Source organism: Sphingomonas echinoides ATCC 14820, assembly GCF_000241465.1.
Classification (GTDB): Bacteria; Pseudomonadota; Alphaproteobacteria; order Sphingomonadales; family Sphingomonadaceae; genus Sphingomonas; species Sphingomonas echinoides.
This window is the reverse complement of record NZ_JH584235.1, coordinates 1161073-1186912: the sequence shown is the minus strand read 5'-3', so window position 1 is coordinate 1186912 and position 25840 is coordinate 1161073. Positions and strand designations below refer to the sequence as shown.

The 25840-nt window shown below is 65.0% G+C and carries 29 protein-coding genes; 21 read left to right on the top strand and 8 right to left on the bottom strand.

The window, feature by feature from the left end; all coding sequences use genetic code 11:
- The first annotated feature begins 61 nt into the window (after window positions 1-61).
- From ON00_RS05675 to ON00_RS05650, 6 genes are all read left to right on the top strand, one after another.
- Window positions 62-1018 carry a polysaccharide deacetylase family protein gene (locus ON00_RS05675; RefSeq protein ID WP_010403881.1) on the top strand — a complete coding sequence of 319 codons (957 nt, stop codon included), beginning with the start codon at window positions 62-64 and terminating at the stop codon, window positions 1016-1018.
- A gap of 20 nt (window positions 1019-1038) precedes the next feature.
- Window positions 1039-1929: a GNAT family N-acetyltransferase gene (locus ON00_RS05670; protein WP_245535534.1), complete on the top strand. Its 891-nt coding sequence runs from the start codon at window positions 1039-1041 to the stop codon at window positions 1927-1929.
- A 138-nt stretch (window positions 1930-2067) separates the two neighbouring features.
- Window positions 2068-2682, top strand: a complete 615-nt coding sequence (locus tag ON00_RS05665; RefSeq protein WP_010403877.1) for a hypothetical protein — start codon at window positions 2068-2070, stop codon at window positions 2680-2682.
- A gap of 135 nt (window positions 2683-2817) precedes the next feature.
- Window positions 2818-3444, top strand: a complete 627-nt coding sequence (recO, locus tag ON00_RS05660; RefSeq protein ID WP_010403875.1) for a DNA repair protein RecO — start codon at window positions 2818-2820, stop codon at window positions 3442-3444.
- A 48-nt stretch (window positions 3445-3492) separates the two neighbouring features.
- Window positions 3493-4545, top strand: a complete 1053-nt coding sequence (leuB, locus tag ON00_RS05655) for a 3-isopropylmalate dehydrogenase (protein ID WP_010403874.1) — start codon at window positions 3493-3495, stop codon at window positions 4543-4545.
- Window positions 4542-5642, top strand: coding sequence for a glycosyltransferase (locus tag ON00_RS05650; protein ID WP_010403873.1), 1101 nt, complete (start codon window positions 4542-4544; stop codon window positions 5640-5642). Before leuB ends, ON00_RS05650 begins: the two co-directional genes overlap by 4 nt.
- Window positions 5643-5778: 136 nt before the next feature.
- On the opposite strand, the gene ON00_RS05645 is transcribed toward ON00_RS05650, so the two are convergent.
- Window positions 5779-7074 carry a phospholipid carrier-dependent glycosyltransferase gene (locus tag ON00_RS05645; protein WP_010403871.1) on the bottom strand — a complete coding sequence of 432 codons (1296 nt, stop codon included), beginning with the start codon at window positions 7072-7074 and terminating at the stop codon, window positions 5779-5781.
- 117 nt (window positions 7075-7191) lie between these two features.
- On the opposite strand from ON00_RS05645, the gene ON00_RS05640 reads away from it, so the two are divergent.
- The 5 genes from ON00_RS05640 to ON00_RS05620 are packed head-to-tail and all read left to right on the top strand — an operon-like array spanning window position 7192 to window position 10408.
- Window positions 7192-8397, top strand: coding sequence for a trans-sulfuration enzyme family protein (locus ON00_RS05640; protein WP_010403868.1), 1206 nt, complete (start codon window positions 7192-7194; stop codon window positions 8395-8397).
- A gap of 13 nt (window positions 8398-8410) precedes the next feature.
- Window positions 8411-8809, top strand: a complete 399-nt coding sequence (apaG, locus tag ON00_RS05635; protein ID WP_010403866.1) for a Co2+/Mg2+ efflux protein ApaG — start codon at window positions 8411-8413, stop codon at window positions 8807-8809.
- Window positions 8806-9612: a LysR family transcriptional regulator gene (locus tag ON00_RS05630; RefSeq protein WP_010403865.1), complete on the top strand. Its 807-nt coding sequence runs from the start codon at window positions 8806-8808 to the stop codon at window positions 9610-9612. Before apaG ends, ON00_RS05630 begins: the two co-directional genes overlap by 4 nt.
- Window positions 9609-10145 (top strand): GNAT family N-acetyltransferase, encoded by a 537-nt coding sequence (locus ON00_RS05625; protein WP_010403863.1) that lies wholly within the window; start codon window positions 9609-9611, stop codon window positions 10143-10145. Before ON00_RS05630 ends, ON00_RS05625 begins: the two co-directional genes overlap by 4 nt.
- Entirely contained in the window at window positions 10142-10408 is a 267-nt protein-coding gene (locus tag ON00_RS05620; protein WP_010403862.1) for a hypothetical protein, read from the top strand. Before ON00_RS05625 ends, ON00_RS05620 begins: the two co-directional genes overlap by 4 nt.
- Before the next feature lie 4 nt (window positions 10409-10412).
- On the opposite strand, the gene ON00_RS05615 is transcribed toward ON00_RS05620, so the two are convergent.
- The 3 genes from ON00_RS05615 to ON00_RS05605 all read right to left on the bottom strand — a co-directional run bounded on the left by ON00_RS05615 (window position 10413) and on the right by ON00_RS05605 (window position 14589).
- Window positions 10413-11216 carry a tetratricopeptide repeat protein gene (locus tag ON00_RS05615; protein ID WP_154651281.1) on the bottom strand — a complete coding sequence of 268 codons (804 nt, stop codon included), beginning with the start codon at window positions 11214-11216 and terminating at the stop codon, window positions 10413-10415.
- A 428-nt stretch (window positions 11217-11644) separates the two neighbouring features.
- The gene (parE, locus tag ON00_RS05610; protein ID WP_010403860.1) at window positions 11645-13624 is read right to left on the bottom strand and encodes a DNA topoisomerase IV subunit B; all 1980 of its coding nucleotides are present in this window, start codon (window positions 13622-13624) and stop codon (window positions 11645-11647) included.
- 260 nt (window positions 13625-13884) lie between these two features.
- Window positions 13885-14589 carry a GcrA family cell cycle regulator gene (locus tag ON00_RS05605; protein WP_010403859.1) on the bottom strand — a complete coding sequence of 235 codons (705 nt, stop codon included), beginning with the start codon at window positions 14587-14589 and terminating at the stop codon, window positions 13885-13887.
- 77 nt (window positions 14590-14666) lie between these two features.
- On the opposite strand from ON00_RS05605, the gene ON00_RS05600 reads away from it, so the two are divergent.
- From ON00_RS05600 to queE, 8 genes are all read left to right on the top strand, one after another.
- Entirely contained in the window at window positions 14667-15515 is an 849-nt protein-coding gene (locus tag ON00_RS05600; RefSeq protein WP_029622461.1) for an ABC transporter permease, read from the top strand.
- Window positions 15512-16210, top strand: coding sequence for an efflux RND transporter periplasmic adaptor subunit (locus ON00_RS05595; RefSeq protein WP_010403857.1), 699 nt, complete (start codon window positions 15512-15514; stop codon window positions 16208-16210). Before ON00_RS05600 ends, ON00_RS05595 begins: the two co-directional genes overlap by 4 nt.
- Before the next feature lie 115 nt (window positions 16211-16325).
- A complete protein-coding gene (locus ON00_RS05590; RefSeq protein ID WP_010403855.1) occupies window positions 16326-17519 on the top strand; it encodes an aspartate aminotransferase family protein in 1194 nt (397 codons plus the stop codon).
- A 151-nt stretch (window positions 17520-17670) separates the two neighbouring features.
- Window positions 17671-18591: an ornithine carbamoyltransferase gene (gene argF / locus ON00_RS05585; RefSeq protein WP_010403852.1), complete on the top strand. Its 921-nt coding sequence runs from the start codon at window positions 17671-17673 to the stop codon at window positions 18589-18591.
- A 132-nt stretch (window positions 18592-18723) separates the two neighbouring features.
- Window positions 18724-19650 carry an Hsp33 family molecular chaperone HslO gene (hslO, locus tag ON00_RS05580; RefSeq protein WP_010403850.1) on the top strand — a complete coding sequence of 309 codons (927 nt, stop codon included), beginning with the start codon at window positions 18724-18726 and terminating at the stop codon, window positions 19648-19650.
- A gap of 92 nt (window positions 19651-19742) precedes the next feature.
- Window positions 19743-20171: a DUF3617 domain-containing protein gene (locus tag ON00_RS05575; protein ID WP_010403848.1), complete on the top strand. Its 429-nt coding sequence runs from the start codon at window positions 19743-19745 to the stop codon at window positions 20169-20171.
- Window positions 20172-20329: 158 nt separating this feature from the next.
- A complete protein-coding gene (gene queC, locus ON00_RS05570; protein ID WP_010403846.1) occupies window positions 20330-21028 on the top strand; it encodes a 7-cyano-7-deazaguanine synthase QueC in 699 nt (232 codons plus the stop codon).
- Window positions 21029-21032: 4 nt separating this feature from the next.
- A complete protein-coding gene (gene queE / locus ON00_RS05565; protein WP_010403845.1) occupies window positions 21033-21665 on the top strand; it encodes a 7-carboxy-7-deazaguanine synthase in 633 nt (210 codons plus the stop codon).
- 19 nt (window positions 21666-21684) lie between these two features.
- Here queE and ON00_RS05560 read toward each other — a convergent pair whose 3' ends face one another.
- The 3 genes from ON00_RS05560 to lipB all read right to left on the bottom strand — a co-directional run bounded on the left by ON00_RS05560 (window position 21685) and on the right by lipB (window position 23569).
- Window positions 21685-22359 (bottom strand): hypothetical protein, encoded by a 675-nt coding sequence (locus tag ON00_RS05560; protein ID WP_010403844.1) that lies wholly within the window; start codon window positions 22357-22359, stop codon window positions 21685-21687.
- A gap of 176 nt (window positions 22360-22535) precedes the next feature.
- A complete protein-coding gene (locus ON00_RS05555; RefSeq protein ID WP_010403843.1) occupies window positions 22536-22793 on the bottom strand; it encodes a hypothetical protein in 258 nt (85 codons plus the stop codon).
- An 89-nt stretch (window positions 22794-22882) separates the two neighbouring features.
- Complete coding sequence (gene lipB / locus ON00_RS05550) at window positions 22883-23569, bottom strand: lipoyl(octanoyl) transferase LipB (protein ID WP_050810900.1); 687 nt, start codon at window positions 23567-23569, stop codon at window positions 22883-22885.
- A gap of 129 nt (window positions 23570-23698) precedes the next feature.
- On the opposite strand from lipB, the gene ON00_RS05545 reads away from it, so the two are divergent.
- Together ON00_RS05545 and ON00_RS05540 are read left to right on the top strand one after the other, a co-directional pair.
- Complete coding sequence (locus tag ON00_RS05545) at window positions 23699-24538, top strand: hypothetical protein (RefSeq protein ID WP_010403840.1); 840 nt, start codon at window positions 23699-23701, stop codon at window positions 24536-24538.
- Window positions 24535-25272, top strand: coding sequence for a hypothetical protein (locus tag ON00_RS05540; protein ID WP_010403838.1), 738 nt, complete (start codon window positions 24535-24537; stop codon window positions 25270-25272). Before ON00_RS05545 ends, ON00_RS05540 begins: the two co-directional genes overlap by 4 nt.
- Here the strand turns inward: ON00_RS05540 and ON00_RS05535 are convergent.
- A complete protein-coding gene (locus tag ON00_RS05535; RefSeq protein WP_010403835.1) occupies window positions 25245-25835 on the bottom strand; it encodes a GNAT family N-acetyltransferase in 591 nt (196 codons plus the stop codon). The two genes, ON00_RS05540 and ON00_RS05535, sit on opposite strands and share 28 nt — an antisense overlap.
- Window positions 25836-25840 lie beyond the last annotated feature (5 nt).

The following is a 25840-nucleotide window of genomic DNA, read 5'->3' as shown; positions in this document are numbered from 1 at the left end:
GCTGGCGCAATGTTTGTTGGGTTGGTGAAATCTTCATCCCGTCGCTTTACGTGCCGACGGGATGACCTCTCCTGTTTTCCTGACCGTCGACACGGAATTGATGTGGCGCCACCACGCCGACGGGCTGGTCGGGGCCGAGATTTTCGCGCGGTCGCTGGAACCGGCGGGCGTCGGGGTGTCGTATCAACTGGACGTACTCGCACGGCATGGGTTGAAGGCGTGCTTCTTCGTCGATCCAATGCCGGCATTGACCTTTGGCCTCGCGCCCGTCCGGGCGATCGTGGAAACGATCCTCGCGGCCGGGCAGGAGGTGCAACTGCATCTGCATCCGAATTGGACCGCTGCGGTGGCGGGCGACAAGGGCGCGCGGGCGGCGCGATTCGAGCTGGTCGAATATAGTCTTGCCGAACAACGCGACTTGATTCGCGGCGCAACCGAGTTGCTCGTCGCGACCGGCGCGCCGCACCCGATCGCGTTTCGCGGCGGATCGTATAGCGCCAATGCCGATACGCTGACCGCGCTCGTCGAACTCGGCTTCGTCTATGATTCGAGCCACAATGGCAGCGAACACCCCTGGCCGAGCGCGATCGACCTGCCGAGCGCGCAAATCGCGCCGCTCGCGCATCGCGGGATGATCGAGGTGCCGGTGACGCTGATCGAGGAGAAAGCGGGAGCCTTCCGCAATTTCCAGATCTGCGCGCTGTCGGCAGGCGAAATGCGCGCCGCGCTCGACCATGCGCGCGATCAGCGCCATGCGGCGGTGACGATCGTCAGCCACGGTTTCGAACTCGCCAACCGCGCGGGCACGCGGCCCAATGCGGTGCATGTCCGCCGCTTCGAGGCGTTGTGCGCGCTGCTTGCCGAACGCGCCACCGAAATGCCGACGGTGCATTTCGCCGACCGTCCGGCGTTGCGGCTCGGGCAATATGACGTTCCGCTTGGCCCCGATCCGCTGCGCACGCGCTGGCGTCAGGCCGAGCAATTATGGTCCAACATGGTCGCGGAACGGGCCGCATGAACAGGGCGGAGCCGCTACCCTTGCGGTTCCAAATCGGCGCGCGGACCTTGGCCGCCGTGGAGCGGCATTTGGTGCGCGTGCCTTTGTCGCTGGGGCAGGTGCTGGACGGGGAAGCGCCCACATTGCCGCCGCTTTCCGCGCGGGCGCATGGCTATCTCGTCACCTCCTTGCCTGCGGTGCAGCTCGAGGCCGTGATGGCTGCGGCACCGGGCATGATCGCGCAGGTGCGGCAACGCTATACGCGGCACTATGCCGATCTCGGCATCGGGTTCGACGCCTATCAGGCCGCGCTGTCGGGCAACACGCGCTCCGGCCTGAAGCGCAAGACGCGGCGGGTGATGGAGGTGTCGGGCGGCCTGCTCGACGTGCGGCGGTTCCGCACGCCCGAGGAGATGCAGCGCTTCCACGACATTGCGCGCGGCATTTCGCGGCGCACGTATCAGGAGCGCTTACTCGGCGGCGGTCTGCCCGACGACACGGCGTTTCTGCACAGCCTGCACGCGCTGGCGGCGGCGGATTCGGTGCGCGCGTGGCTGCTCTCTATCGCCGGGGAGCCGGCCGCCTATCTCTATTGCCCGGTCGCGGGAGGGATCGTGCGCTATGACCATGTCGGACACGATCCTGCGTTCAACGATTTGTCGCCGGGCGCGGTGCTGATGCTGGAGGCGATGCGCGACCTCTATGCCGAGCCGGGCCTCACGCAGTTCGATTTCACCGAGGGCGACGGCCAGCACAAGCGCAGCTTCGCCACGCATGGGGTCGCCTGTCTCGACTTGCTGCTGCTGCGCCCCTCACTCGCCAATCGCGCGACGATGGTGGCGCTCGATGTGTTCGACCGCAGCGCGGCGTGGGGCAAGCGCGCGGTCGCGCGGCTGGGGCTGGAGGCGCTGGCGAAGCGGGTGCGGCGGTAGGGATTGGGTGGCTGAGTGGGCACAGATTCGAGGCGGGCGAGCGCGATCCGGGGCGCGCATGAGCCGACAGGCAACTTCTGTCACGCGGGGGCGAAAGCTGCTATCGATAGTTAACTGAAGCGCTGAAAGGCACTCGCCATGGACGATGCGGAAAAAACAAACGGCCATGTAATTGATCGCGACAAGCTTCACGGTGACTTCCCGACGCAATTTCAGGAGCCCGCTTTCTGGGAGGAACTTGGCCGCACGGTCGCTGCCTTTGGATTCATCGAGGGAGAGTTGGCGAAGGCCATTTACGCGCTCACCGGCGAGAAGGAGTTTGATCCCAAGGGCGATCCGGAAGCCTTTAACGCGTGGATCAAGACACTGGAAAAGGCCCTCACGGACCAGCTAGGCGCTCTCATCATCACCTACGGAAAAGCGCTGACTGAAAATCCCCGAACCAAGGAACATGACTTCAGCAGACTGATCGCCGAGCTCAAGGAGGCCAAAGAGATTAGAAATGCGCTGTGCCACGGTTCGTGGGGCAAACCCGACGATCAGGGGCGCACGGTGCCCAAATTCGTGAGGCGCGACCTTCAGATTTTCGAAACGCCGGTTGATGTCGCCTTCTTCAAACAAACCCGCGCCGCCCTGAGGGAAATCATCTGCGACATTCTCGATAGCGTGACAATGGTTGGCTACAAATTTCCGGGTTCCGACAGCCCCGGCGAGCAGCTCTGGCCCGACCCAGCGACCGTTACGGTCAATTAGCGGCCAAAAACGCGCGTCGATTTTGAGTGGCAGCTAACCACCCAATCTAAGCCCAATCCCCAATCCCCAATCCCCAATCCCCCATCGCCCCACGCCAAGGCTGGCGAAAACCCACGCCCGCGTTACACCGCCGCCATGCATCTCCGCGTCGAAGCCCTGATCCTCGCGATCCGCCATCATGGCGAGCATGGCGCGATCGTGCGGGCGCTGACCGCCGAGCATGGACTGCAGGCGGGCTATGTGCGGGGTGGGCGTTCCAGTCGCATTCGGCCGATCCTGCAACCCGCCAACCGTGTGATCGGCGAATGGCGTGCGCGCACCGATGACCAGCTTGCCAGCCTGAGCGTGGAACTCGTCACCAGCCGCGCGCCGCTTTATGCCGAGCCGCTGCCCGCCGCCGCGCTCGATTGGGTGACGACGCTGACCGCTGCTGCCTTGCCCGAGGCGCAACCCTATCCGCGGCTCTATGCAGCGCTCGACGGGACGATCGCGGCGGTCGAATCCGCGCCCGCCGCGCGCGGCTGGGCGCTGGCGCTGGCGCGCTATGAACTGCTGCTGCTGGCCGAGCTTGGCTATGGGCTGGAGCGGGACACGCTGCCGCGCGCGCTGACCACCGGTGTTGCGCCCGATTGGGACGATATTCTCGCCGCGCTCGCGCTCACCGGCGAGGCGCTGGAGCGGCAAATCCTGGTCGATCGCCGCGCCGCGCCGCTCGATGCGCGGGCGCGGCTGGTCGATCGGTTGAAAAGGGCGGTTGCGTGAGACGCTTCGCCTCGGCATTGCCCTGCGCAACATAATGGAGGTCGCCCCGTGGCATTGATCGCACTTCTCGCCGGAGACGGCATTGGCCCAGAGGTCACGCACGAGGCACGCCGTGTGCTCGAAGCGCTCGACCTTGGCCACACGTTCGAGAGCGCGCCGGTCGGTGGGGCCGCCTATCGCCAGACCAGCCACCCGCTGCCGCCCGAGACGCTCGCGCTGGCCAAGCGCGCCGATGCGATCCTGTTCGGCGCGGTCGGCGATCCCGAAATGGACGGGCTGGAGCGCGCACTTCGTCCCGAACAGGCGATCCTGGGCTTGCGCAAGGCGCTCGGCCTGTTCGCCAATTTGCGCCCGGCCAAGATGTTTCCGGGGCTGGAGGACGCCTCTGCACTCCGCCCGGAAGTAGCGCGTGCGATCGACATGGTGATCGTGCGCGAACTCACCGGCGACGTCTATTTCGGCGATAAGGGCCGCAGCATCACGCATACCGGCCTGCGCGAAGGCCATGACCTGATGCGCTATGACGAGGTCGAGGTCGCCCGCATCGTGCGCGTCGGGTTCGAGATGGCGCAGCGGCGCAAGCGCATCCTGACCTCGGTCGACAAGGCCAATGTGCTGGAAACCTCGCAATTGTGGCGCGAAGTGGTCAACGAGATCGCGCTCGATTACCCCGAGGTGAAGCTGACGCACATGTATGTCGACAATGCCGCGATGCAGCTGGTGCGCAACCCCGGCGCGTTCGACGTGATCGTGACGGGCAATCTGTTCGGCGACATCCTGTCCGACCAGGCGAGCATGTGCGTCGGCTCAATCGGGATGCTCCCCTCGGCCTCGCTCAATGAATGGCAGGGGACGTGCGGGCTGTACGAGCCGATCCACGGCTCGGCACCCGATATCGCCGGGCAAGGCAAGGCCAATCCGTGCGCGGCGATTCTGTCGGCGGCGATGCTGCTGCGGCACTCGCTCGCGGATGAAGCCTCGGCGCAGCGGATCGAGGCGGCGGTGATCGCGGCGATTGCAGGCGGCGCGCGCACGCCGGATCTGGGCGGAACGCATTCGACGGCGGCAATGGGCGACGCGGTGCTGGCTGCTTTGCAATGAGCGAGACACTGGAACTCGCAGTGGTCATCCCGACCTTCAACGAACTGCGCAATGTTCCAGTGTTGATCGCCAAGCTCGATGCGGCGCTGGCCGGTCGACGCTGGGAAGCGATCTTCGTCGATGACGACAGCCCCGACGGCACCGCGCAGGCAGCGCGCGATCTTGCCCTGCGCGATTCGCGGGTGCGCGTGATCCAGCGGATCGGGCGGCGCGGCCTGTCCTCGGCGTGCATTGAGGGGATCTGCGCGACTGCGGCACCGGCGGTCGCGGTGATCGATGGCGATTTACAGCATGACGAGACGCTGCTGCCGCAGATGCTCGATGCCTTGCAGGCGGATGGCGCGCTCGATCTAGTGATCGGGTCGCGCTTCGTCGCGGGCGGGGGCACGGGGGATTGGGATCAGGACCGGGTGGCGAAATCGGCGCTGGCGACGCGGCTGTCCCGTTATGTGTTGAAGGCCGACCTTAGCGACCCGATGAGCGGTTTCTTCATGATCCGCACCGCCGTGGCGCGCGCGCTGGTGCCGGGCCTGTCGGCGATCGGCTTCAAGATCCTGCTCGACATCATGACCGCGAGCCCGCGCCCGCTCACCTTTCTGGAACTGCCTTACACTTTCCGCCTGCGCAGCGAAGGCGAGAGCAAGCTCGACCATGTCGTGGCGATGGAGTTTCTGATCGCTTTGTACGACCGGCTGTTCGGGCGGATCGTGCCGGTGCGGTTCGTGATGTTTTCAGGGATTGGGGCGCTGGGCGCGCTGGTCCACCTGGCGGTGTTGTGGGCGCTGTTCCGCGCGGAGGGGCTCAATTTCCTGGCCGCGACGATCGTCGCCACGGGCGTGGCGATGACGTTCAATTTCTTCCTCAACAACGCGCTGACCTATCGCGAGCGGCGGCTGAAGGGCGCGCGGCAATTGCTCGATGGCTGGGTGTCCTTCTGTCTCGTCTGCGCCGTGGGTGCTGCCGCGAATGTCGGCGTCGCGGCGTTCCTGTTCAGCGTGCAGCATGGGGCGTGGGCGGCCCCGGCGCTGGCGGGAATCGTGGTGGCGGCGGTGTGGAATTACGCGCTGTCGTCGCGCTTCGTGTGGGGGCGGTATTAGAGTCGTTTTCGCCCAACGCGCATCTTCGCTTCAACGCGCACCCAAAGTCCGTTCGGGCTGAGCTTGTCGAAGCCCCCCCAAGCGAGCGGTTCCGGCTGCGGAGGCGGCCCTTCGACAGGCTCAGGGCGAACGGGGTCTAAACCCAGCTCGGAAACCAGGTCCAGAAATGGAAGGCGTTGGGCCCCCATAACGGCATGGCCGATAGCACCGGATAAAAGAGCGCGAACAGTGCGAGGACCAGGAGCAGGAAGCGCGTATCCCAGCGCGTGCCGCGCGCGAAATGATCGAGCGATACCGCCAGCGCGACGCACAGGAAGATGCTTGGTAGATAGTAATAATAGAAAAAGCCAAGCGATTTCGGGATGATCGCCCAGATCACGTAACTGCCGAGCCACAGACCCACCGCCGCCAATAGCGCAGGCGCGCGTGTCCGCCACCAGCCGTACAGGCACCCCGCAACCGCGACCAATCCGCCCCACAGCACCGCCGGATTGCCGACCAGCAACACCCCCCGCTGCGCGCCATCGACGCGTTCGTACAGATACCAGATCGGCCGGACCATCATCGGCCAGGTCCACCAAGCCGATTGATAGGGGTGATGCGGCAGGACTTGCGTTTGCTGGCCATACATCTGCATTTGAAACGGCAGCAGCTTGGCCAGCGTCATCGGCTGCACCGTGTAGAAAAAGGCGGGGGCGAAGGTCGCGAAATAGGCGGCGATGCTGACCGTCCCCAGCACCAGAATCGCCGGGATCGCCGCCATGCCCGGCCAGTGTCGATGGATGCCGCCGATCGGGCGGGCATTGAGCGCGGCATAGATCGATCGCCCCTCACGCCGCGCATCGTTCAGCCGCACCGCGACAAAAGCGATCGCGGCATAAGCGACGAACGGCGCGGCGATCCATTTCGCGGCAACGGCGAGACCCAGCAGGACGCTGCCCAAGACCCAGCGCGACCAGGCCGTCCCGCTCGACTCGGCGCGCATCGCCCACAGCAAGGCGGCGATGCCGAGCACCGTGAACGCGGCCATATAGCCATCGAGCATCGCGATCCGTGCCTGAATGAAAACCGTGCCGTTGAACAATGCGAACAAAGCCCCGAACACCGCCGGGCGCACCCGCCCAAGCATCAGCCACAGAATCGCGAACACGCCGAGCACCGTCGCCGTGCCCGCCAGCGTCGAGAAGAACCGCCACCCCAGACTATTGTCGCCGAGCAACAGGATCCCGCCCGCGATGATCTCCTTGGCGAGCAGGGGGTGTTCGATATTGACCGGCCCGCTCAGCGCGATCAGGTGCCGCGCAGCGGGCACATAATGCACCTCGTCGAACATCAGCTTGGTCGGCATGCTCAGGCGAAAGCAGAACAGCGCTTGCGACAGCATCGCGAGCAGCGCGGCGGCGCGATAGGGATGGGATGGGGCAGGGTTCACGCGCGTCTCTATCCGTCTTCCCTTCGGCGCTTTCAAGGCGCGGCGGATGGTAGCCGCAGCGGCCGCAAACGCATCGCCCATTGACGCGCGCCCCCCGCGCCCGGCAAAGCGTGCGCCATGAAACGTCGTACCGGCCAGGACCAGAGCATCACGCGCCAGTGGCGCCCCGCAACGCAAGCCGTGCGTGGCGGCACCGCGCGCAGCGAATGGGGGGAAACCTCCGAGGCGCTGTTCCTCACCTCGGGCTATGCCTATGATTGCGCGGCCGATGCGGCAGCGCGCTTTGCCGGTGATCAGGTCGGCATGACCTATTCGCGGCTGCAGAACCCGACGGTCGAGATGCTCGAAGCGCGCATCGCCTTGCTCGAAGGGGCCGAAGCGTGCCGCACGATGGCGACGGGCATGGCGGCGATGACGGCGGTGTTGCTGTGCCAGCTCCAGACCGGCGACCATGTCGTGGCCGGGCGTGCCGCGTTCGGATCGTGCCGCTGGCTGGTCGACACCCTGCTGCCCAAATTCGGCATCGAGACGACGGTGGTCGATGCGCGCGACCCGCAGGCGTTTGAGGATGCGGCCAAGGCCAACACCAAGGTGTTCTTCTTCGAAACCCCCGCCAATCCGACGATGGACATTGCCGATCTGAGCGCAATTTGCGGCATCGCCCGCGCGCGCGGCATCACCAGCGTGGTCGACAATGCCTTTGCCACACCCGCGCTGCAGCGGCCGATGGAGTTTGGCGCCGACGTCACCGCGTACAGCGCGACCAAGATGATGGACGGGCAGGGGCGCGTGCTGGCGGGCGCGGTGTGTGGCACCGAGGATTTCATCACCAACACGCTGCTGCCCTTCACGCGCAACACCGGGCCGACGCTCAGTGCGTTCAACGCCTGGGTGGTGTTGAAGGGGCTGGAGACGCTCGACCTGCGCATCCGCCGCCAGTCGGAAAATGCGCTGAAGGTCGGTCGCTTCCTCGAGCCGCGCGTGCCGCGCATCCTGCATCCGGGCCTGCCGAGCCACCCGCAGCACAATCTGGCGATGCGCCAGATGGACGCGTGCGGGCCGATCTTCGCGTTCGAGGTTGAAGGGCGCGCGCAGGCGCATGGCCTGCTCGATGCGCTGCAACTGGTCGATATTTCCAACAATATCGGCGATTCGCGCTCGTTGATGACACACCCGTCCTCCACCACGCATTCGGGTGTGGCCGAAGACAAAAGGCTGGAAATGGGCGTGACCGAGGGACTGCTGCGGCTGAACGTTGGTCTGGAAGACGCTGACGACGTGATCGAGGATCTCGATCGCGCGCTGACGGCGGTCGGCTTATGAGCGGGCGGCGGTCGTGAAGGCGCTGTTCCCGTACGTCGCGGAGACGCGCGGGGTGATCGTGCGCGTTGCGGTCAGCTTCCTGCCCGAACAATCCGAGCCCGAACGTGGCCGGTGGTTCTGGGCCTATCATATCCGGCTGGAAAATGCGGGGCCGCAAGTGGTGCAATTGCTGACGCGGCACTGGGTCATCACCGATGGCCGCGGTGCGCGCCATTCGGTCGAGGGCGAGGGCGTGATCGGCGAACAGCCCTTGCTCGCCCCCGGCGAAAGCTTCGATTACGTTTCGGGCTGCCCGCTCTCGACCTCGACCGGGTCGATGCTGGGGAGCTATCACATGATGGGCGAGGACGGCTCCGGCTTTGACGTGGAAATCCCGCGATTCGCGCTGATCGCGCCAGCGGTGGGGGCATGAAGCGGACGCACCTCCCGCTCAATGGCATGCGTGTGCTCGATGCCGCGGCACGCCATCTGAGCTTTACGCGCGCCGCCGACGAACTGGCGGTGACACCGGCTGCCGTCGGCCAGCAGATCCGCGCGCTGGAGGACACGCTGGGCGTGGTGCTGTTTCGTCGCACGACCAAGGGGCTTGAACTGACCCCCGAGGGCGAGGGCGGGCTGGCCGCGCTGCGCGAGGGCTTCCTGCAGTTTGAGGAAGCCGTGCGCGCGATGCAGGCCGGGCAGACGAGCAAGTCGCTGACCATCGCCGCGCCGCGCGACCTTACCCAGAAATGGCTGATGCCGCGCTTGGCCGACATCGCGCGGACCGACGGCGAAATGCGCTTCGTGCTGATCTCGTCCGACACCTTCGGGACCAGCGGCGCGATCGATTTTACCGAGGCCAATCTCGATTTGGCGATTCGCTGGGGCGATGGCCCGGGCGAGCATGAGGGCGAGCCGATTGCCTCGGCCGGGATGGTCACGGTCGAGCGGCCCGGCGGCGGCGCCGATACGCGGATTTCCTGGCCTGGCTGTGTTGATGACGCGTCGGAGTCGCTGGTCCGCGTGGCCGATGCCGGGCTGGCGCTGGATGCCGCAGCACAGGGACTAGGACGCGCGTCGATCCCCGAACTGCTCGCGGCGACCGATCTGGCGGCCGGGCGCGTGGTCGCGGTGGGCGAGGCGCGGCCGTATCGGCTGGGCTATTGGCTGGTCGCGCCATTGCCGCAGTGGCGGCAGAAAAAGGTCAAGGCGCTGGTCGACGCGCTGACGGCATGAAGCCGATTCCGACACTGGAAACGGCACGGCTGCGTCTGCGGGAGCGGACGCCGGACGATGCCGAGGCGCTGTTTCCGATTTTCGCCGATGCCGCTTTGATGACCTACTGGTCGAGCGGGCCGCATCAGTCGATCGAGGAGACTCGCGCCAAACTCACCAAATCGCCTGACATTCAACGGGTGTTTCGCGGGTGGGCGATCACGCTCTCAGGCGATGACACTGCCATCGGCTTCGTCACGCTGCGCGAGAAGCGGCCCAGCGTCTCCGAGATCGGCTATATGGTCGCGCGCCAGCACTGGGGCAGCGGGATAGCGCGCGAAGCGGTAAGTGCGGTACTCGATCAGGTGTTGCGCGTCGAAGGACAACGTCGCGTCATTGCCGACACCGACCCCGAAAATACCGCCTCGAACGGTCTGCTGAAGGCGCTTGGCTTCACGCTGGAAGGGCGGCTGCGCGAGGAGTGGGAAACGCATCTCGGCGTGCGCGACACCTTTTTGTGGGGCTTGCTCGCCAGCGATTGGACCGCGCGATGACCCCCGCTTTGCCACCCCCCAACCTCAACGACCCCGCCGAGCGCGCCGCTTATCAGAAGGAACTGCGCATGGTCACGCGACCGATCCGTTGGATGGGCGTCGCGCTGGCGATTGCGGGTGCGGTGCTGGCAGGCCTGCGCGCACGGTACTGGCCGCAACTGCCGATGATCCTGCCGCTGTTCCTGATCGGCATGGCGGTGCTGCATGTGGTGGCGGGGGTTGTGGTTCGGATGAAATACCACCGCGCAAGGATGGGGGAATAGGGCGTCAGCCGCCGACCGCCGGATCGCGCGACAGATCGACCATTTCGATTTTGGGGACGGGCGAGCGCACCCGCATGCGTGAGCCGGTTTGCGTGGTCCAGGCCGCTGTGAAGGAATATCGTTCCACTCGGAAGAAGCCCGGATTGTCGGGCGCGAGCGGGGCATAACGTCGTCCGGCTATCGCGGTGAGGATCGGCTTGACCCAATCGCCCGAGAGTGTGGCAGACTTGCGCAGCACCTCTGTCTCGCTCACTTTTCCGTCGGCACCGATCAGGAAACTTACGTCAACCCACTGATTATCGAAGTCATCCACAGCGAGTTGGTTAAGCGTGGTGCCGCTTGCGCCTTCGCGCCCGGAGAGCTGACGCTGTTCGATCTTTGGCGCATAGAGCAAGACGGGGACGGCGGTCCCTTTGGCAGCGGCACGATATTCTGCGACAAGGCGATCAACCGCTCCTGTATCGCCATGCTGGACCGCCATATTTGCCTTGAGCAGCTTCGCCGCTCGCACGAAGGGGGCAAGCTCGGGCTCGGTGCGCGCGATCAGGCGATTGGCGGCGTTTACCGCATCTGTATAGTAAGGGCTTGATTTTCCTTTTGAAAACGCTGCGTACAGGTGGGCAATTCTGAGGAGCGCAAATCCCTCGCTGGTTGACTGATGAGCGGCATGGGCGTGTTTGGCAACGTCCTGATAGAGGTCGATAGCGTCATTGGTATCGCCAGTCTTGGCGTAGCTGTCGCCTAACTCGAGCTGCGCGTTCAACACGCGCGGATCGGACGGAGCCAGCCCCGCTTTCAGCGCGATCACGACGTCGATCGCGCCGCTGCGATATGCGGTTTCCTCGCCTAGGTGCGCCGCCACTCGGGAATTGGCGCGCAACAGGTCCGATACGGGGACCGGATATTGCTTGGCGAAACGGCGGTTGCGGCCGATCGATGAGAGCATCGTTGCACGGGCCGATTTGTAGTCCCCGGCGACGAACTCCGTCTCCGCCAGTGCCAAGGTTGCCGCAATATCCTTGTCCGGCGCGCAATGCTGGTCCAGGCAGGCGCGCAGGGCCGCTTTCGCATCGCTCAGCGAAACACCGGTCACGACAATATCAGGCCCTGCGGTGGTCGCTGTCGCCGCGTCCTTTGTCTGTGCGAAGACAGGGCTGCCTATTACGGCCAATAGCAAGCACAGCGTATTTAGACGGGGCATGAAAAACTCCGGCGCAAACCATAGGCCGATGAAGCTTACGCGTCGATCGCGTCTTCGTCCATCCGCGCGGCATTTTCCTGAATGAAGGCAAAGCGATGCGCGGGGTTGGTGCCCATCAAACGGTCGACCAAATCCTTTACCACCGCGCGTTCTTCATATTCCTGCGGCAGGGTGATGCGCAGCATCGCCCGCGACTTCGGGTCCATCGTCGTTTCGCGCAGCTGCATCGGGTTCATTTCGCCGAGACCCTTGAAGCGCCCGATTTCGACTTTCTTGCCCTTGAACTCGGTCGCCTCCAGATGCGCGCGGTGGGCGTCGTCCATCGCGTACAGGCTCTTGGTGCCCGCAGTCAGGCGGTAGAGCGGCGGTTGTGCCAGATAGACGTGGCCCGCACGCACGATCTCAGGCATTTCCTGGAAGAAGAAGGTCATCAGCAGCGTGGCGATATGCGCGCCGTCCACGTCGGCGTCGGTCATGATAACGACGCGTTCATAGCGCAGATTGTCCGCCACACAGTCCTTGCGCGTGCCGCAGCCGAGCGCCTGGATCAGATCGGCGATTTCCTGGTTGGCGTGGATCTTGGCCGAGGTGGCCGAGGCGACGTTGAGGATCTTGCCGCGAATCGGCAGGATCGCCTGCGTCTTGCGGTCGCGCGCTTGCTTGGCCGAGCCGCCGGCCGAATCGCCTTCGACGATGAAGATCTCGGTGCCTTCGGGGCCGTTGGACGAACAATCGGTCAGCTTGCCCGGCAGGCGCAGCTTGCGCGCGCTGGTCGCGGTCTTGCGCTTCACTTCGCGCTCGGCCTTGCGCGCGAGGCGTTCGTCCATCCGCTCGATGACATAAGACAGCAGCGCTTTGCCGCGCTCCATATTGTCGCTGAGGAAATGGTCGAAATGGTCGCGCACCGCGCGCTCGACCAGCGTGGCGGCTTCGGGAGAGGTCAGGCGGTCCTTGGTCTGGCTCTGGAATTGCGGGTCGCGGATGAACACCGAGAGCATCAGTTCGCTGCCGGTCATGATGTCCTCGGCCGAAATGTCCTTGGCCTTTTTCTGGCCGACCAGATCGCCAAAGGCCCGGATTCCCTTCACCAGCGCCGCGCGCAGCCCCGCTTCATGCGTGCCGCCATCGGGGGTCGGAATGGTGTTGCAATACCAGCTATACGATCCGTCGCTCCACAGCGGCCAGGCGACGGCGCATTCGACGCGGCCGGCTTCTCCGGGGAAATCCTGGCGGGTGACGAAGAAATCGGCGGTCGCGCATTCGCGTGCCGCAATCTGTTCGCGCAGATGGTCGGCGAGGCCGCCAGGGAATTGGAACACCGCCTCGGGCGGCGTGTCGTCGGTGATGATGCCCGGCGCGCATTTCCAGCGGATTTCGACGCCCGCAAACAGATACGCCTTGGAACGGGCGAGTTTGTACAGACGCGCGGGCTTGAAGTGCATGTCCGCGCCGAAAATCTCGGCATCGGGCACGAAGCTGACCGAGGTGCCGCGCCGGTTGGGGGCAGCACCGACATGTTCCAGCGGCCCCAGCGTTTCGCCGCGTGCAAAACGCTGGCGATAGAGTTCGCGGTTGCGTGCCACCTCGATGATCGTGTCGGACGACAAAGCGTTGACCACGCTGACTCCGACCCCGTGCAAGCCACCCGAGGTCGCATAAGCCTTGCCGTCGAACTTGCCGCCCGAATGCAACGTCGAGAGGATCACTTCCAGCGCTGACTTGCCCGGAAATTTGGGATGCGGATCGACCGGGATGCCGCGGCCATTGTCGATGATCACCAGCCGGTTGCCGGGGTGCAGCTCGATTTCGATGCGCGTGGCATGGCCCGCGACCGCCTCGTCCATCGCATTGTCGAGCACTTCGGCGGCGAGGTGGTGATAGGCGCGCTCGTCGGTGCCGCCGATATACATGCCCGGCCGCCGCCGGACGGGCTCCAGCCCCTCCAGCACCTCGATCGACGAGGCATCGTAATCGGTCATCGGCTTGGGCGTGGCGGCGAACAGGTCTTCTGGCATGAGGCGGCTATACGGCGCGGGCGGGGATACTGCCAAGCACCATCGCGGTTGGCTCTGTTAGGACTGGTTCAGCATCCGGAGGGGCAGGTCGGCTTTCCCTCACCCCGTTCGTTTCGAGCGAAGTCGAGAAACCAGGCACAGCGCGTGCGGCTGTTTCTCGACTTCGCTCGAAACCAACGGAAAGGGCGCGAGTTTGCAAACAAAAGGGGCCGCCGACGGTGTGTCGGCGGCCCCTTCGGGTCTTGGTATCGCGTGGGAGGTCAGCGAGCGCGGGGGCCGCCGAACGGGAGCGGCGGGGCCGGGCGACGGTCGCGGCGCGGCAGCTGTGCCTGATAAGCGTGGCCGCAATGGCCGACGCAATAGGGGAAACCGGGGTTCACCTTCTCGCCGCAGAAATGGAAGTCGGGCTCACCCGGGTGACCGATCGGCCATTTGCAGATCTTGTCGCTGAGATCGAGCAACGTGGTCTTGCCCGCCATTTCGGGCGAAGGCTTGGCTGGGACGAGGCGGCGCGGCGGCGCGGGCGTGATCGGTGCCTGCTGTTCGCCAGGCGCCTGACGCAGGAAGCCGCCCGGGCCGACCGAGCGCAGGATTGGCGGGGCAGGGCGTGCGACCGCAACGGGTGCCTCGATCTCGTCTTCTGCATCGTCTTCGAGTTCGATGTCTTCGACGACTTCCGGCTCGGGCTTGGCGACCGGCGCGGCGACGACCGGGGGCGCGACTCGTTCGACCGGCGGACGTGGCGCAGGCGGGGTCGGCTTGGGCGCAGCCGCCTTGGGTGCGGCCGCAGTGGCGGGCTCGTTGGGCTTGACCGGCGATGGGCGCGATTGCAGCCCCAGGCGATGCGCCTTGCCGATCACGGCGTTGCGGCTGACGCCGCCCAGTTCCTCGGCGATCTGGCTCGCGGTCTGCCCCGCTTCCCACATCTTGCGCAACGTATCGATGCGTTCGTCGGTCCAGCTCATTCAATCTTCCCAATTGTCATGCCGACCGTTTCCATAACGGGTTGCGGGCGGCGGCGGCAGTCTTTAGCGACAGCACCATGAGCAGCCAGCCCCCAATCGGCGAAATTTCCACAATGATGAACGCTCCGGGCGTTCCGGTCTTCCGGAACGTCAATTGGGGCGGCCTTCGAACGCTCTATATCAAGGAGGTGCGCCGTTTCTTCAAGGTGCAGCTTCAGACGATCTGGGCACCGGCGATCCAGACCTTGCTGTTTCTGGTGGTTTTCACGGTCGCGACGGGGGCGAAACGGCCGGTTGCGGTCGGCGGAATCGATATTCCCTTCGGTGATTTTATCGCGCCGGGACTGATCATTAGCCAGGGCATGATGGGCCCGGCCTTCGCCAATGCGAGCTTTTCGCTGATGGTCGGCAAGATTCAGGGCACGATCGTCGATTATCTGCAACCGCCGCTGTCGACGCTGGAATTGCTGACCGGGCTGGTAGCAGGCGCGATGACGCGCGGGCTGCTGGTTGGGGTCGGGGTGTGGCTGGCGATGCTGCTCTACGGCATTCACCTGATTCAGGTGCATTTCTGGGCGGTTGCCTGGTTCGGGCTGCTCGGCACGATGTTCCTGGCGTTGCTCGGCGTGCTGACGTCGATCTGGGCGGACAAGTTCGACAATGCAGCGGCGGTGTCCAATTTCATCGTGACCCCGCTCGGCCTGCTGTCGGGCACCTTCTATTCGGTCGACAAACTCGCCCCGGCGTTCCGCGCGGTCAGCCATGCCAACCCGTTCTTCTACATCATCTCGGGCTTCCGCTACGGCTTCCTTGGCACCGCCGATTCGCCGATCCTGATCGGCAGCATCGTGGTGCTGGTGATCGACGTGGTGCTGGCGGTGGCGTGTTACGCGCTGCTGCGTTCGGGCTGGAAGATCAAGAATTGACCCGGCGGTGGGCCGTGCTGGCGCTGGGACTGGCGCTCACGGCGTGCAACAAGCCTGCGTCGCAACCGGTTGCCGCCCGCCAGGCGCCGCAGGAACCCTCCATCCGCATCGCGCAGGCGGGAAGCACGATCGTGGTGCCGACGGTGGTTGGGACGGGCACGGTCGCGCTGCGGGAACGCCAGGCGATTGCACCCGGCGCGCGGGCGCAGACCGGGGCACCGAGCTACTCTCTGCGCCTTGCCTTGCCTGCCGCCGATGCCGCGCGAGTCACCTTGGGGGCGACCGCCAAGGTCCGCTTCGCGGCGTTCAACAACGACATCGTCGTCGGTCGCCTGATCGCGCTCGCGCCGCAGGCCGGTTCGGCGGGATCGGTCTCGGCGGAGGTCACGCTGCCCAATGATGCACGGCTGAAGGTGGGGCAGACCGGCGTCGCCAGCATTGTTGCGAGCGGGGCGGGGACGCGCTTGCTCGCCGTGCCGCCCAGCGCGGTGTTCGCGCGGCAGGGGGCGATGGCGCAGGTCTATGTCGTCGATCTTGCCACGTCGCGCGTGCATCTGCGCCGCATCACGCTCGGCGAGGAGACGCCTGCGGGAATCGCGGTCGCCAGTGGGCTTTCGCTCGGCGAATGGGTCGCGCTGTCGCGGGCAGAGCAGCTCAAGGACGGCATGAAGATCGCGCCGATCGGACCGCAATAGCACAGGCCCGGCATCGCACCGCCGAGTCGCACGGTGTTGCACTCGCGCGCGGCGCACCCTAAAACGCGTTTCGGGCGACCGTGTGGGTCGCCCTTTGCTTTTGAGGAGACAGCCCGTGTCGACCCCCGCTTTGATGCCCGTGTACCCGCGTTGCGGCGTGCGCCCGGTGCGCGGCGAGGGCTGCTACCTGATTGGCGAGCAGGGCGAACGCTATCTCGATTTCGCGGCCGGTATCGCGGTCAACGCGCTTGGCCACGGCCACCCGAAACTGGTGCAGGCGATTGCCGATCAGGCAGCGACGCTGATGCACGTGTCGAACCTGTATGGCAGCCCGCAGGGCGAACATCTGGCGCAACGCATCGTCGACAGCTCGTTTGCCGACACCGTGTTTTTCACCAATTCGGGCACCGAAGCGGTGGAATGCGCGATCAAGACCGCACGGCGCTATCATTATGCCAATGGCAATCCGCAGCGCACGACGCTGATCACCTTCAACAACGCCTTTCACGGGCGGACGATGGGTGCGATTTCGGCGACCAACCAACCCAAGATGCGCGACGGGTTCGAGCCGCTCTTGCCCGGTTTCAAATATGCGCCGTTCAACGATCTTGAGGCCGCGCTTTCGCTGATCGACGACACGACTGCCGGTTTCATGGTCGAAACGGTCCAGGGTGAGGGCGGCGTTTCGGCTGGCACGCAAGAGTTCATCCAGGGCCTGCGCAAGGCGTGTGACGAGCATGGCCTGCTGCTGGTGCTGGACGAGGTCCAGTGCGGCTATGGCCGGACCGGCAAGATGTGGGCCTATGAGCATTACGGCATCACCCCGGACATTCTGTCGTCGGCCAAGGGCATTGGCGGCGGCTTCCCGCTGGGTGCATGCCTTGCGACGGCCGAAGCGGCCAAGGGCATGGTGTTCGGCACGCACGGATCGACCTATGGCGGCAATCCGCTGGCGATGGCAGCGGGCGAGGCGATCCTCGACGTGATGCTCGAGCCCGGCTTCCTCGATCATGTCACCGCAATGGGGGACCGGCTGCGCGGCGCGATCGAGCAGATGATCCCCAATCACGACCATCTGTTCGACAGCATCCGCGGCATGGGCCTGATGCTCGGCATCAAGATGAAGGACGCGGCGGTTGCCCGCGATTTCGTGGCGCACCTGCGCGATCATCACGGGTTGTTGACGGTGGCGGCGGGCGAGAACGTCGTGCGCGTGTTGCCGCCGCTGGTGATCGAAGAGAGCCACATCGCCGAATTCGTGCAGAAGCTGAGCGACGGCGCGCGCGACTATGCGGTGGCGACGGTATGAGCGGGGTGAACGCAAACTCCCTCTCCCTTTGGGAGAGGGAAGGGGCCTGCTCGGCGCAGCCGAGTGGGAAGGGTGAGGGGGCTTGTTGCCCGCTCACCCTCACCCTTCCGTCGCTTCGCGCCTCCCTCCCTCTCCCAATGGGAGCGGGGAAATGAGCCGCCACTTCCTTTCGCTCTCCGATGCCGGGCCGGATGGTATCGCCGCGATGCTGGCCGATGCGCTCGATCGCAAGGCGGCCCGCGCCGGCTGGCCCAAGGGCAAGGCGGATGCCGATGCCCCGCTCGCCGGGCACACGCTGGCAATGGTGTTTGAAAAGAACTCGACTCGCACCCGCGTGTCGTTCGACATGGCGATTCGCCAGCTCGGCGGGTCCAGCGTCGTGCTCGACTCGGGCACGACCCAGCTTGGGCGGGGCGAGACCGTCGCCGACACCGCGCGCGTGCTGTCGGGCTATTGCGATGCGATCATGCTGCGCACCGACGACCATGCCAAGGTCGAGGAGATGGCGCATTATGCGACCGTGCCCGTTATCAACGGCCTGACCGACCATTCGCATCCGTGCCAGATCATGGCCGACCTGCTCACGATCATCGAAGCGGGCAAGCCGCTGCCGGGGCTGAAGGTGGCGTGGCTGGGCGACGGCAACAATGTGCTCGCCTCGATCATGGAAGCCGCCGGGCTGATGCAGTTCGATGTCGTCGCGGCGTGCCCGCAAGGCTTCATGCCGCCCGAGAGCGATGTCGCATTGGGCAAGGGCCGCGCGCGCGTGGTCGGCACCGCGCGCGAAGCGGTGGCGGGGGCCGATATCATCGTCACCGATACCTGGATTTCGATGGGCCAGGCGCATGCCGAGACCAAGTTGCAGGCGATGCTGCCCTATCAGGTCGACGCCGCGCTGATGGCGACCGCCAAGCCCGATGCGAAGTTCCTGCACTGCCTGCCCGCGCACCGCGGCGAGGAAGTGACGGCGGAGGTGATCGATGGGCCGCAATCGCTGATCTGGCCCGAGGCGGAAAACCGGCTGCATGCGCAGAAATCGGTGCTGCGCTGGTGCTTTGGCCAGATCGGTTGATCGCGACGCGCCCAGCCCTATTTAGGGATTAACAAGAACCCGTTCGCCCTGAGCTTGTCGAAGGGCTGTCCTTTCTTTCGCGGCTGGAAGGAAGGGCAGGGCTTCGACAGGCTTAGCCCGAACGGTTTACGTATGACATCCTCGACCACCGACACCGACTCCGACCGCGCGCTCGGCTTCACCATCCCTTCGCGCCACGCGCGCGGGCGGATTGTGCGTCTGGGCCCGGTGCTCGACACGATTCTCGATGCCCACGCCTATCCCGCGCCGATCGAGGCGTTGCTGGCGGAAGCGCTGACGCTGGCCGCGTTGATCGGGTCGACGCTCAAGGATGCGCAAGGCCAGCTCACCATGCAGGCGCAAACCCAGTCGGGAATCGTGACGCTGCTGGTGTGCGATTACAAAGGCGGCGAGCTGCGCGGCTATGTCCAATATGATGCCGAGCGGCTGGCGTCGGCCCCGGAGAACCCAAGCCTGTTTGCGCTGTTCGGTGCGGGCTACCTCGCCATCACCTTCGACCAGGCGACGACAGGCGAGCGCTATCAAGGCATCGTCCCGCTCGATGGCGATTCGCTGAGTGCGGCCGCCGAGCATTATTTCCTGCAGTCCGAACAGATCCCCACGCTCGTCCGCGTGGGCGTCGATTGTGGAGGCAAGGAGAAGGGCGGCAAGCGATTCGCCGGCGGCCTGCTGCTCCAACATCTCCCGGAGGGCGAGGTTGGTCGGGACCGGCTGCACACCCGACTCGATCATCCCGAATGGGAGCATGTCGCGATCCTTGGGCAGACCCTTCAGGCGGAGGAACTGTCCGACCCGGCAATTCCGCTCGAGACGCTGGTCTGGCGGCTGTTCAATGAAGAGGATGAGGTGCGGCTCTATGGCGATACCGCCATCGTCCGGGGTTGCCGTTGCTCACCCGACTATATCGCGCAAGTGCTGGGCAAATTCCCGCCCGAGGAACAGCGCGCAATGGCGGACGAAACCGGCACGATCTTTGTCGATTGTGCCTTTTGCGCCCGCAAGTTCCCGGTTCAGGCGGCAACCGAAATCGTTCCGTAGCCGCATTGAAAGTTCCGCGCGCCACCCCAATTAGGAGACGATGGCGGTGAACCCGGGTGGGCTCTGCCCAGGGCCGAACGGGGTTTGAACGAATGCGGATATCGAAGGTCGCGCGCGCGCTGGTTGCGGCGGTGATGGTCGGCGGGTTGGTTGCGGCAGCTCCCACCGCAGGGCCGACTCTGGCGGCGGTTGCCCGGATCGAGCCTGGCCAATGGCAGATCAAGGAGCTTGGCTCCGACTCGCCCGGGCGGACGCTGTGCATCGCGGATCCCGCAATTCTGATCCAATACGGACATGGTAGCGCGCAGTGCCAGCGTTTCGTCATTGATAACGAGCCGGATGTGGCCACCGTGCATTATACTTGCCCTGGCAATGGCCATGGGCGCACCACGTTCAGGGTTTCGACGCCGCGCGCCTTCAATTTGGACACGCAAGGGATCGTCAGCGGCGCGCCATTCGACTATCATTACGAGGCACGCCGGATCGGGGCGTGCCCGCCCGGTGCCAGCACGGCGCGTTAAGCCGGTCTTTAGAGTCTCCCGATATACATCCCGCGTGCTGTATGGCACGCGTTTCTCCCAATTCGCCCCGTTAGGGGAACCCCTGGGTCGCTTTCGGGCGGCCCGATTTTTATGCGCTGCTTGCGTAAGGCGGGGATGGTGATTACCTCCCTGGCATCATGACATTGGAACAGACCTCTTCGGTCGCCCCGCTGGCAGTCGTGCTGGTGTCGGGTGGCCTCGATTCGATGGTAGCGGCAGCGCTTGCGCGCGAGCAGGGCTATCGTTTGCTCGCGCTCTCGGTGGATTATAACCAGCGCCACCGCATGGAGCTGGCATCGGCGCGGCGCATCGCCAGTGCGCTGGGCGCGGTGCGCCATGTCGTGTTGCCGCTCGATCTCGCGGCATTTGGCGGCTCGGCACTCACCGATGATATCGCGGTCCCGAAGGATGGTGTGCAGCCCGGCATCCCGATCACCTATGTGCCGGCCCGCAATACGATCTTCCTCAGCCTCGCGCTTGGCTGGGCAGAGGCAGCGGGCGCGCGCGACCTGTTCATCGGGGTCAATGCGCTGGATTATTCGGGCTATCCCGATTGCCGTCCCGAGTTCATCGCGGCGTTCGAAGGGCTGGCCGAACTGGCGACCAAGGCCGGGGTGGAGGGCAGTCCCTTCCGCATCCACGCGCCGTTGCAGCACATGACCAAGGCCGACATTGCGCGCGAGGCGGCGCGGCTTGGCTTGGACGCAGCGATGAGCTGGTCCTGCTATGATCCTGCTCCCGGTGGCCTGCACTGCGGCACGTGCGACAGCTGCCGACTGCGCAAAAAGGGCTTTGAGGAAGCGGGCTTGCCGGATCCGACCGGCTACGCGGTCTGACGCGATGTCCTATGCGGTCAAGGAAATGTTCCTGACGCTCCAGGGGGAGGGCGTGCAGGCCGGGCGTCGTGCCGTCTTCGTCCGTTTTGCCGGGTGCAATCTATGGTCGGGGCGCGAGCAGGATCGCGCCAGCGCGATCTGCCGCTTCTGCGATACTGATTTCGTCGGCACCGATGGCGCAGGCGGCGGCAAGTTTGCCGATGCCACAGCCCTGGCGGAGGCGGTAACGGGCTTTTGGGGGGACGGTGCCGACAGTCGCTTTGTCGTGCTGACCGGCGGCGAGCCGATGCTTCAGATCGACGATGCGCTGGTCGAGGCGTTGCACGGCGCGGGGTTCGAGATCGCGATCGAAAGCAACGGCACCCTGCCGGTCCATCCGGGCATCGACTGGGTGTGCATCAGCCCAAAAGCCGACAGCGTCGTGGTGCAGCGGACCGGCGACGAGTTGAAGCTGGTCTGGCCCCAGCCCGGCACCGACGTCGCCGCGTTGGAGCAGTGGGCGTTCGCGCATCATCTCGTCCAACCGCTCGACAGCCGCGATGCGGTGGCGAACCATGCCGCCGCGATCGATCTGGTCATGGCACGGCCAAAATGGCGGCTGACGCTGCAGGCGCACAAGGCGTTGGGCCTGCGCTGACCCAACGCCGCCGCGGGCGTCAGCGGTAGGTCAGCTCGAACGGGCCACACTTCTTGGCCACCCACTCGTTGCGCTTCGACCAGCAGATCGAGTCCAGCCGCGGCACGGCAAGGCGGGTGTCGACGCGCACGCGGCGGGAGAAGCGCTCCTCGCCCCAAGGCACCAACGCGTTGCGCAACGCGTTCATCTCGGCAATCGCGACTTTGTACAGCGTGCCGCGCGGGGCGTAGGCAGCGTGCGTGGCAATGCCGCTGGCGGTCTGGCAAAAGCCATATTGCGCGGCGACCGTGGTAAAGGCGGAATAGGTGCGCGTGCCGTAACGGTCCATCGCCGATATGCCGACCTTCGCGCCCTTGTTCGTGCGAACGAAATACTTGTTTATCGTATCATACGCTTTTTTCAGCTCATCCTTATGATTTTCAAGGATGATATTGTAATTTTGGAGCGTCAGCAGCGACGGTTCGAATTTGCACTGCAGCGCCGCCACGTTGAGCGCCGAGCGCAGGTTCCACACCAGATTGGCGCGGACTTCTTCTTCGGTCGCGCCGGGCAGGGATGGCAGGCCGGGCTCGTCGCCGCGGGCGGGCGGGCCGCTCATGTCATGTGACTGGAAGAAGAATTGGGCCGAGGCGGGGCCAGCAAGTGCGGCACTCGCGACAGCGGCCAGCACGGCAAGGGTACGCAACACAGTCATTCGAAGCCTCTCGTTCACACACTTTGCAATTACGGCGTTTTTTCGCGCGCCCCAACCCTAATCGCGCATCCTGCAGCGCGAGGCTACCCGCAAATGCGGTGTAACGAACGGTGGAATCGAAAAGGCCGCCCGGTCGCCCGGACGGCCTTCGATACAATCTTTCCCGAAAGGGAAGATTACATCTTGTTCGTGGTCGTGGTCGACGTGGTGTTGGTGGTCATGGTGTCGTTCGAAACCATCGCACCGTCGTTTGCCATCGCGCCGTCGGTCGACGTCATCGTGTCGTTGGTGGTCATCGTGTCGGTCGAGTTCAGATCGGTGACCATCGTGTTGTCGGTCGTCGTCGTTTCGGTCTTCGGGGTGCATGCCGAAATGGCGATCGCAGCAACAGCGATCATCGAACCAGCAGCGACCTTGGAAATGAATGCACGCATTGGAAAGCTCCCTAGATAATGGATTTGGTTGGCCTCGAGACCTTTAATACCCAAACCGTGGTGGACATTAGTCCGGATCGGCGCGCCCCTCAAGCCCAGTTTTCTGCCGTAGAAGAATGAGTTTGCAGAAACGCTGCGAATCGCAACGCCAGCGCCGCGTCAAAAGTTGCAAAATCGGTCGGGCGTCCCAGCATTTCCATGCTCGTCACCGCATAATCAGCGAGGCCGCACGGCACAATTCCGCTGAAATGAGAAAGGTTTGGCGACAGGTTGACCGAAAAACCGTGCAGCGTCACCCAGCGCCGCACGCGCACGCCGATCGCACCGATCTTGGCCTCGGCCATACCACCGTCCTTGGCCAAATCGGGGATGTTGGTCCAAATGCCAACGCGCCCGGGTGCCCGAAAAGCCGCAACCCCCAGATCTCCGAGCGCCGCGATCACCCATCCTTCCAGCGCGTGGACAAACTGCCGAACGTCGCGGCCGCGCCGGTTGAGGTCTAGCATAACATAGCCGATGCGTTGGCCGGGCCCGTGATAGGTATAGCGTCCGCCGCGCCCGGTCTGCACCACGGGAAAGTGCGGGTCGCGCAATTCGGCCGGGTCGGCGCTGGTGCCGCCAGTGTAGATCGGGGGATGTTCGAGCAGCCACACCATCTCGCGCGCAGTGCCCGCAGCGATGGCTGCGGCGCGCGCTTCCATTTCGGCGACCGCCGCTTCATAGGGGACGGGGGCTGGCGCTATGCGCCATTCGATGTCGTCAGTCTTGCAAGTCACGCCCCGAGAAATGGCGTAGGCGGTCCCCTCGCGCAAGGGACGGTTTGCGACACAGTGGCGGGCGGCAAGACATTGCGCTACCGCCTGATCGCGGCACTATCATTGGGTTAGATGCGGGGAGACAGATACGTGATCACGACGATGAGCACCGTGTGGGATCGTACGGCCGAATTTGTCAGCGACAATCTGGCCGCGCTCATGCCGCTCGTTCTGTTCGGCATTTTCGTGCCGCTCACGCTGATCGGCAGCTTGATGCCGCTGATGGGGACGGGTGGGCAGCCGGCCGATGTGGCGCTTGGCCTGGTGGTGTTGGCGCTGTCGCTGGTGTCGAGCTGGGCCGGGATTGCGATCACTGCACTCGCCTTCGATCCGGCGGCGGGGCGCGCGGTGGCGGTGCAGGTGGCCAATCGACGGTTGTTGCCGGTGATCGGGGTTGGTCTCGTCACCTTGCTCGTCGTGCTGCTGCTCGCCGCGCCGATTTTCATCGCGTTTGCGCTGAGCGGGATCGACATGGCCGCCTTGGCAGCAGGAAAACCGCCTTCGGGCGCGGTCAATCAGGGCGCGCTGACCTTCGGCTCGCTCTACACCCTGTTGCTCGGCCCGGTCCTGTTCTGGGGCTATGCCCGCTTCGTCGTGCTGGCCACGCCGATCATGGTAATGGAGCGGCGCGGGCTCGGCGTTTATGCGCGCGCGTTTGTGCTCACGCGCGGTATCACCTGGAAGGTCACGGGGGTGATCTTGCTATATGGCGGCGTATCGTGGGTCGCCTCGGCTGCGGCCAAACTGGTGTTCGGCACGGTGTTCGGGCTGCTGATTGGCGGGGAGGGGCAGTTGAGCGTTGCGACCGTGTTGACCCAAATTACCGTTGCCGCCGTATCGACGATCTTCTCGCTCTTGGCGGTTGCGTTCGTCGCCAAACTCTATCTTGCGACGCGCGATGCGCGTGAGGCGATCGTCGAGGTTTCATGAAACTGGATGTAGCAGGCGTCCTTCGCGACGCCTGGGAGATGGCAAAGCGCGATTCCGAGTTGCTGCTCGGTATCGCGGGATTGTTCTTGTTCCTGCCCGATCTGGCGGGGACGATCTATATCGCGCCCATGCCCCCGCAGCCGACGGTCATGAATGAGGCCTCGGCAGATCTTTGGCTCAGGCAGATTGGCCTATGGGGCCAGCAATACGAACTGTTGGTCATTGTGCTCGGTCTGCTGTCGCTGTTCGGGGTGCTGGCGCTGTTCGTGGTGTATGCCGACCGCGCGCGTCCCACCGTGAGCGGGGCGCTTGGCCAGGCCGGGGCGTTTCTGCCGCACTATCTGCTGCTGGCGCTGGTTGTCGGCGTGCCGGTCAGCATCGGCTCGATATTGATCTTTCCAGGGCTGTATCTCAAGGGCCGGTTGCTGCCGGTTTCGCCCGTCTTCGTGGCGGAGCGACCGATCGGCGTGTTTGCGGCATGGCGGCGCAGCTTTGCGCTGACGCGGGGCAACGGCCTGGTGCTGATGGGCCTAGCGTTCGTCCCCTTGCTCGGCGGGCGCTTGATCGCGCTGCCGTTCGAGCTGCTCGGCACCGCGCTCGACGGCGCGCCGATGGCCAATCCGGTGGTGGCGGCGGTGCTCGATGCCGGAATTGCTGGGGGGCATACGCTCGGCACCGTCGCGGCGGTGCTGATCGAGATCGCGCTTTATCGGCGACTGAGCAGCGGAATCTGAGGCGCGCTGTCGGGCGGCAAATGCCCGGTGACGCGCGGATCGGGAAAGGTCTCGATCGTCCGCTTGATCGCGACGAACCCCTGCGCGCGGTAGAAGTTGAGCGCCGACGGATGATCGAGCGTGCAGGTGTGGACCCACACCCGCTCGATCCCCTTGCGCCAGCCGCGCGCGAGCGCCTCCGCCATCAGCCAGCGGCCAAGGCCTTTGCCCGCCAGTTCGGGCACCAGCGCGAAATAGGAAATCTCGCATTGGCCCGATTCGCGAAAATCGAGTTCGAGCATCCCGACTTCGATCCCTGCGCGGTCGACCACGGCATGGATCGCGACATTGGGATCGGCGAGAATCGCGCCGAGCGCGCGCTCGTCCATCACCAGCCGGGAAAACCACAGCCACGGTGCCCCGACGCGGCGGAACAACGTGCGATAGGCGTCGATGCTCGGTGCCTCCCACGCGACCAGCCGCATCGGGGAGGCGGGCAGCGGGCGCAGCGGCGGGCGCTGCCGCATTTCGAGTGTGGTGACGATGGTCGCCACCTCGTCATCGCGAACCGCAATCAACCCCATCTTAA

Coding starts and splice junctions, on each gene's coding strand:
- queE (WP_010403845.1), top strand. CDS start 21,033: ATGTCCTATGCGGTCAAGGAAATGTTCCTGACGCTCCAGGGGGAGGGC.
- ON00_RS05575 (WP_010403848.1), top strand. CDS start 19,743: ATGCGGATATCGAAGGTCGCGCGCGCGCTGGTTGCGGCGGTGATGGTC.
- ON00_RS05675 (WP_010403881.1), top strand. CDS start 62: ATGACCTCTCCTGTTTTCCTGACCGTCGACACGGAATTGATGTGGCGC.
- ON00_RS05540 (WP_010403838.1), top strand. CDS start 24,535: ATGAAACTGGATGTAGCAGGCGTCCTTCGCGACGCCTGGGAGATGGCA.
- ON00_RS05650 (WP_010403873.1), top strand. CDS start 4,542: ATGAGCGAGACACTGGAACTCGCAGTGGTCATCCCGACCTTCAACGAA.
- ON00_RS05600 (WP_029622461.1), top strand. CDS start 14,667: ATGAGCAGCCAGCCCCCAATCGGCGAAATTTCCACAATGATGAACGCT.
- recO (WP_010403875.1), top strand. CDS start 2,818: ATGCATCTCCGCGTCGAAGCCCTGATCCTCGCGATCCGCCATCATGGC.
- hslO (WP_010403850.1), top strand. CDS start 18,724: ATGACATCCTCGACCACCGACACCGACTCCGACCGCGCGCTCGGCTTC.
- ON00_RS05605 (WP_010403859.1), bottom strand. CDS start 14,589: ATGAGCTGGACCGACGAACGCATCGATACGTTGCGCAAGATGTGGGAA.
- ON00_RS05620 (WP_010403862.1), top strand. CDS start 10,142: ATGACCCCCGCTTTGCCACCCCCCAACCTCAACGACCCCGCCGAGCGC.
- ON00_RS05630 (WP_010403865.1), top strand. CDS start 8,806: ATGAAGCGGACGCACCTCCCGCTCAATGGCATGCGTGTGCTCGATGCC.
- queC (WP_010403846.1), top strand. CDS start 20,330: ATGACATTGGAACAGACCTCTTCGGTCGCCCCGCTGGCAGTCGTGCTG.
- ON00_RS05535 (WP_010403835.1), bottom strand. CDS start 25,835: ATGGGGTTGATTGCGGTTCGCGATGACGAGGTGGCGACCATCGTCACC.
- parE (WP_010403860.1), bottom strand. CDS start 13,624: ATGCCAGAAGACCTGTTCGCCGCCACGCCCAAGCCGATGACCGATTAC.
- ON00_RS05640 (WP_010403868.1), top strand. CDS start 7,192: ATGAAACGTCGTACCGGCCAGGACCAGAGCATCACGCGCCAGTGGCGC.
- argF (WP_010403852.1), top strand. CDS start 17,671: ATGAGCCGCCACTTCCTTTCGCTCTCCGATGCCGGGCCGGATGGTATC.
- ON00_RS05555 (WP_010403843.1), bottom strand. CDS start 22,793: ATGCGTGCATTCATTTCCAAGGTCGCTGCTGGTTCGATGATCGCTGTT.
- ON00_RS05560 (WP_010403844.1), bottom strand. CDS start 22,359: ATGACTGTGTTGCGTACCCTTGCCGTGCTGGCCGCTGTCGCGAGTGCC.
- ON00_RS05665 (WP_010403877.1), top strand. CDS start 2,068: ATGGACGATGCGGAAAAAACAAACGGCCATGTAATTGATCGCGACAAG.
- ON00_RS05625 (WP_010403863.1), top strand. CDS start 9,609: ATGAAGCCGATTCCGACACTGGAAACGGCACGGCTGCGTCTGCGGGAG.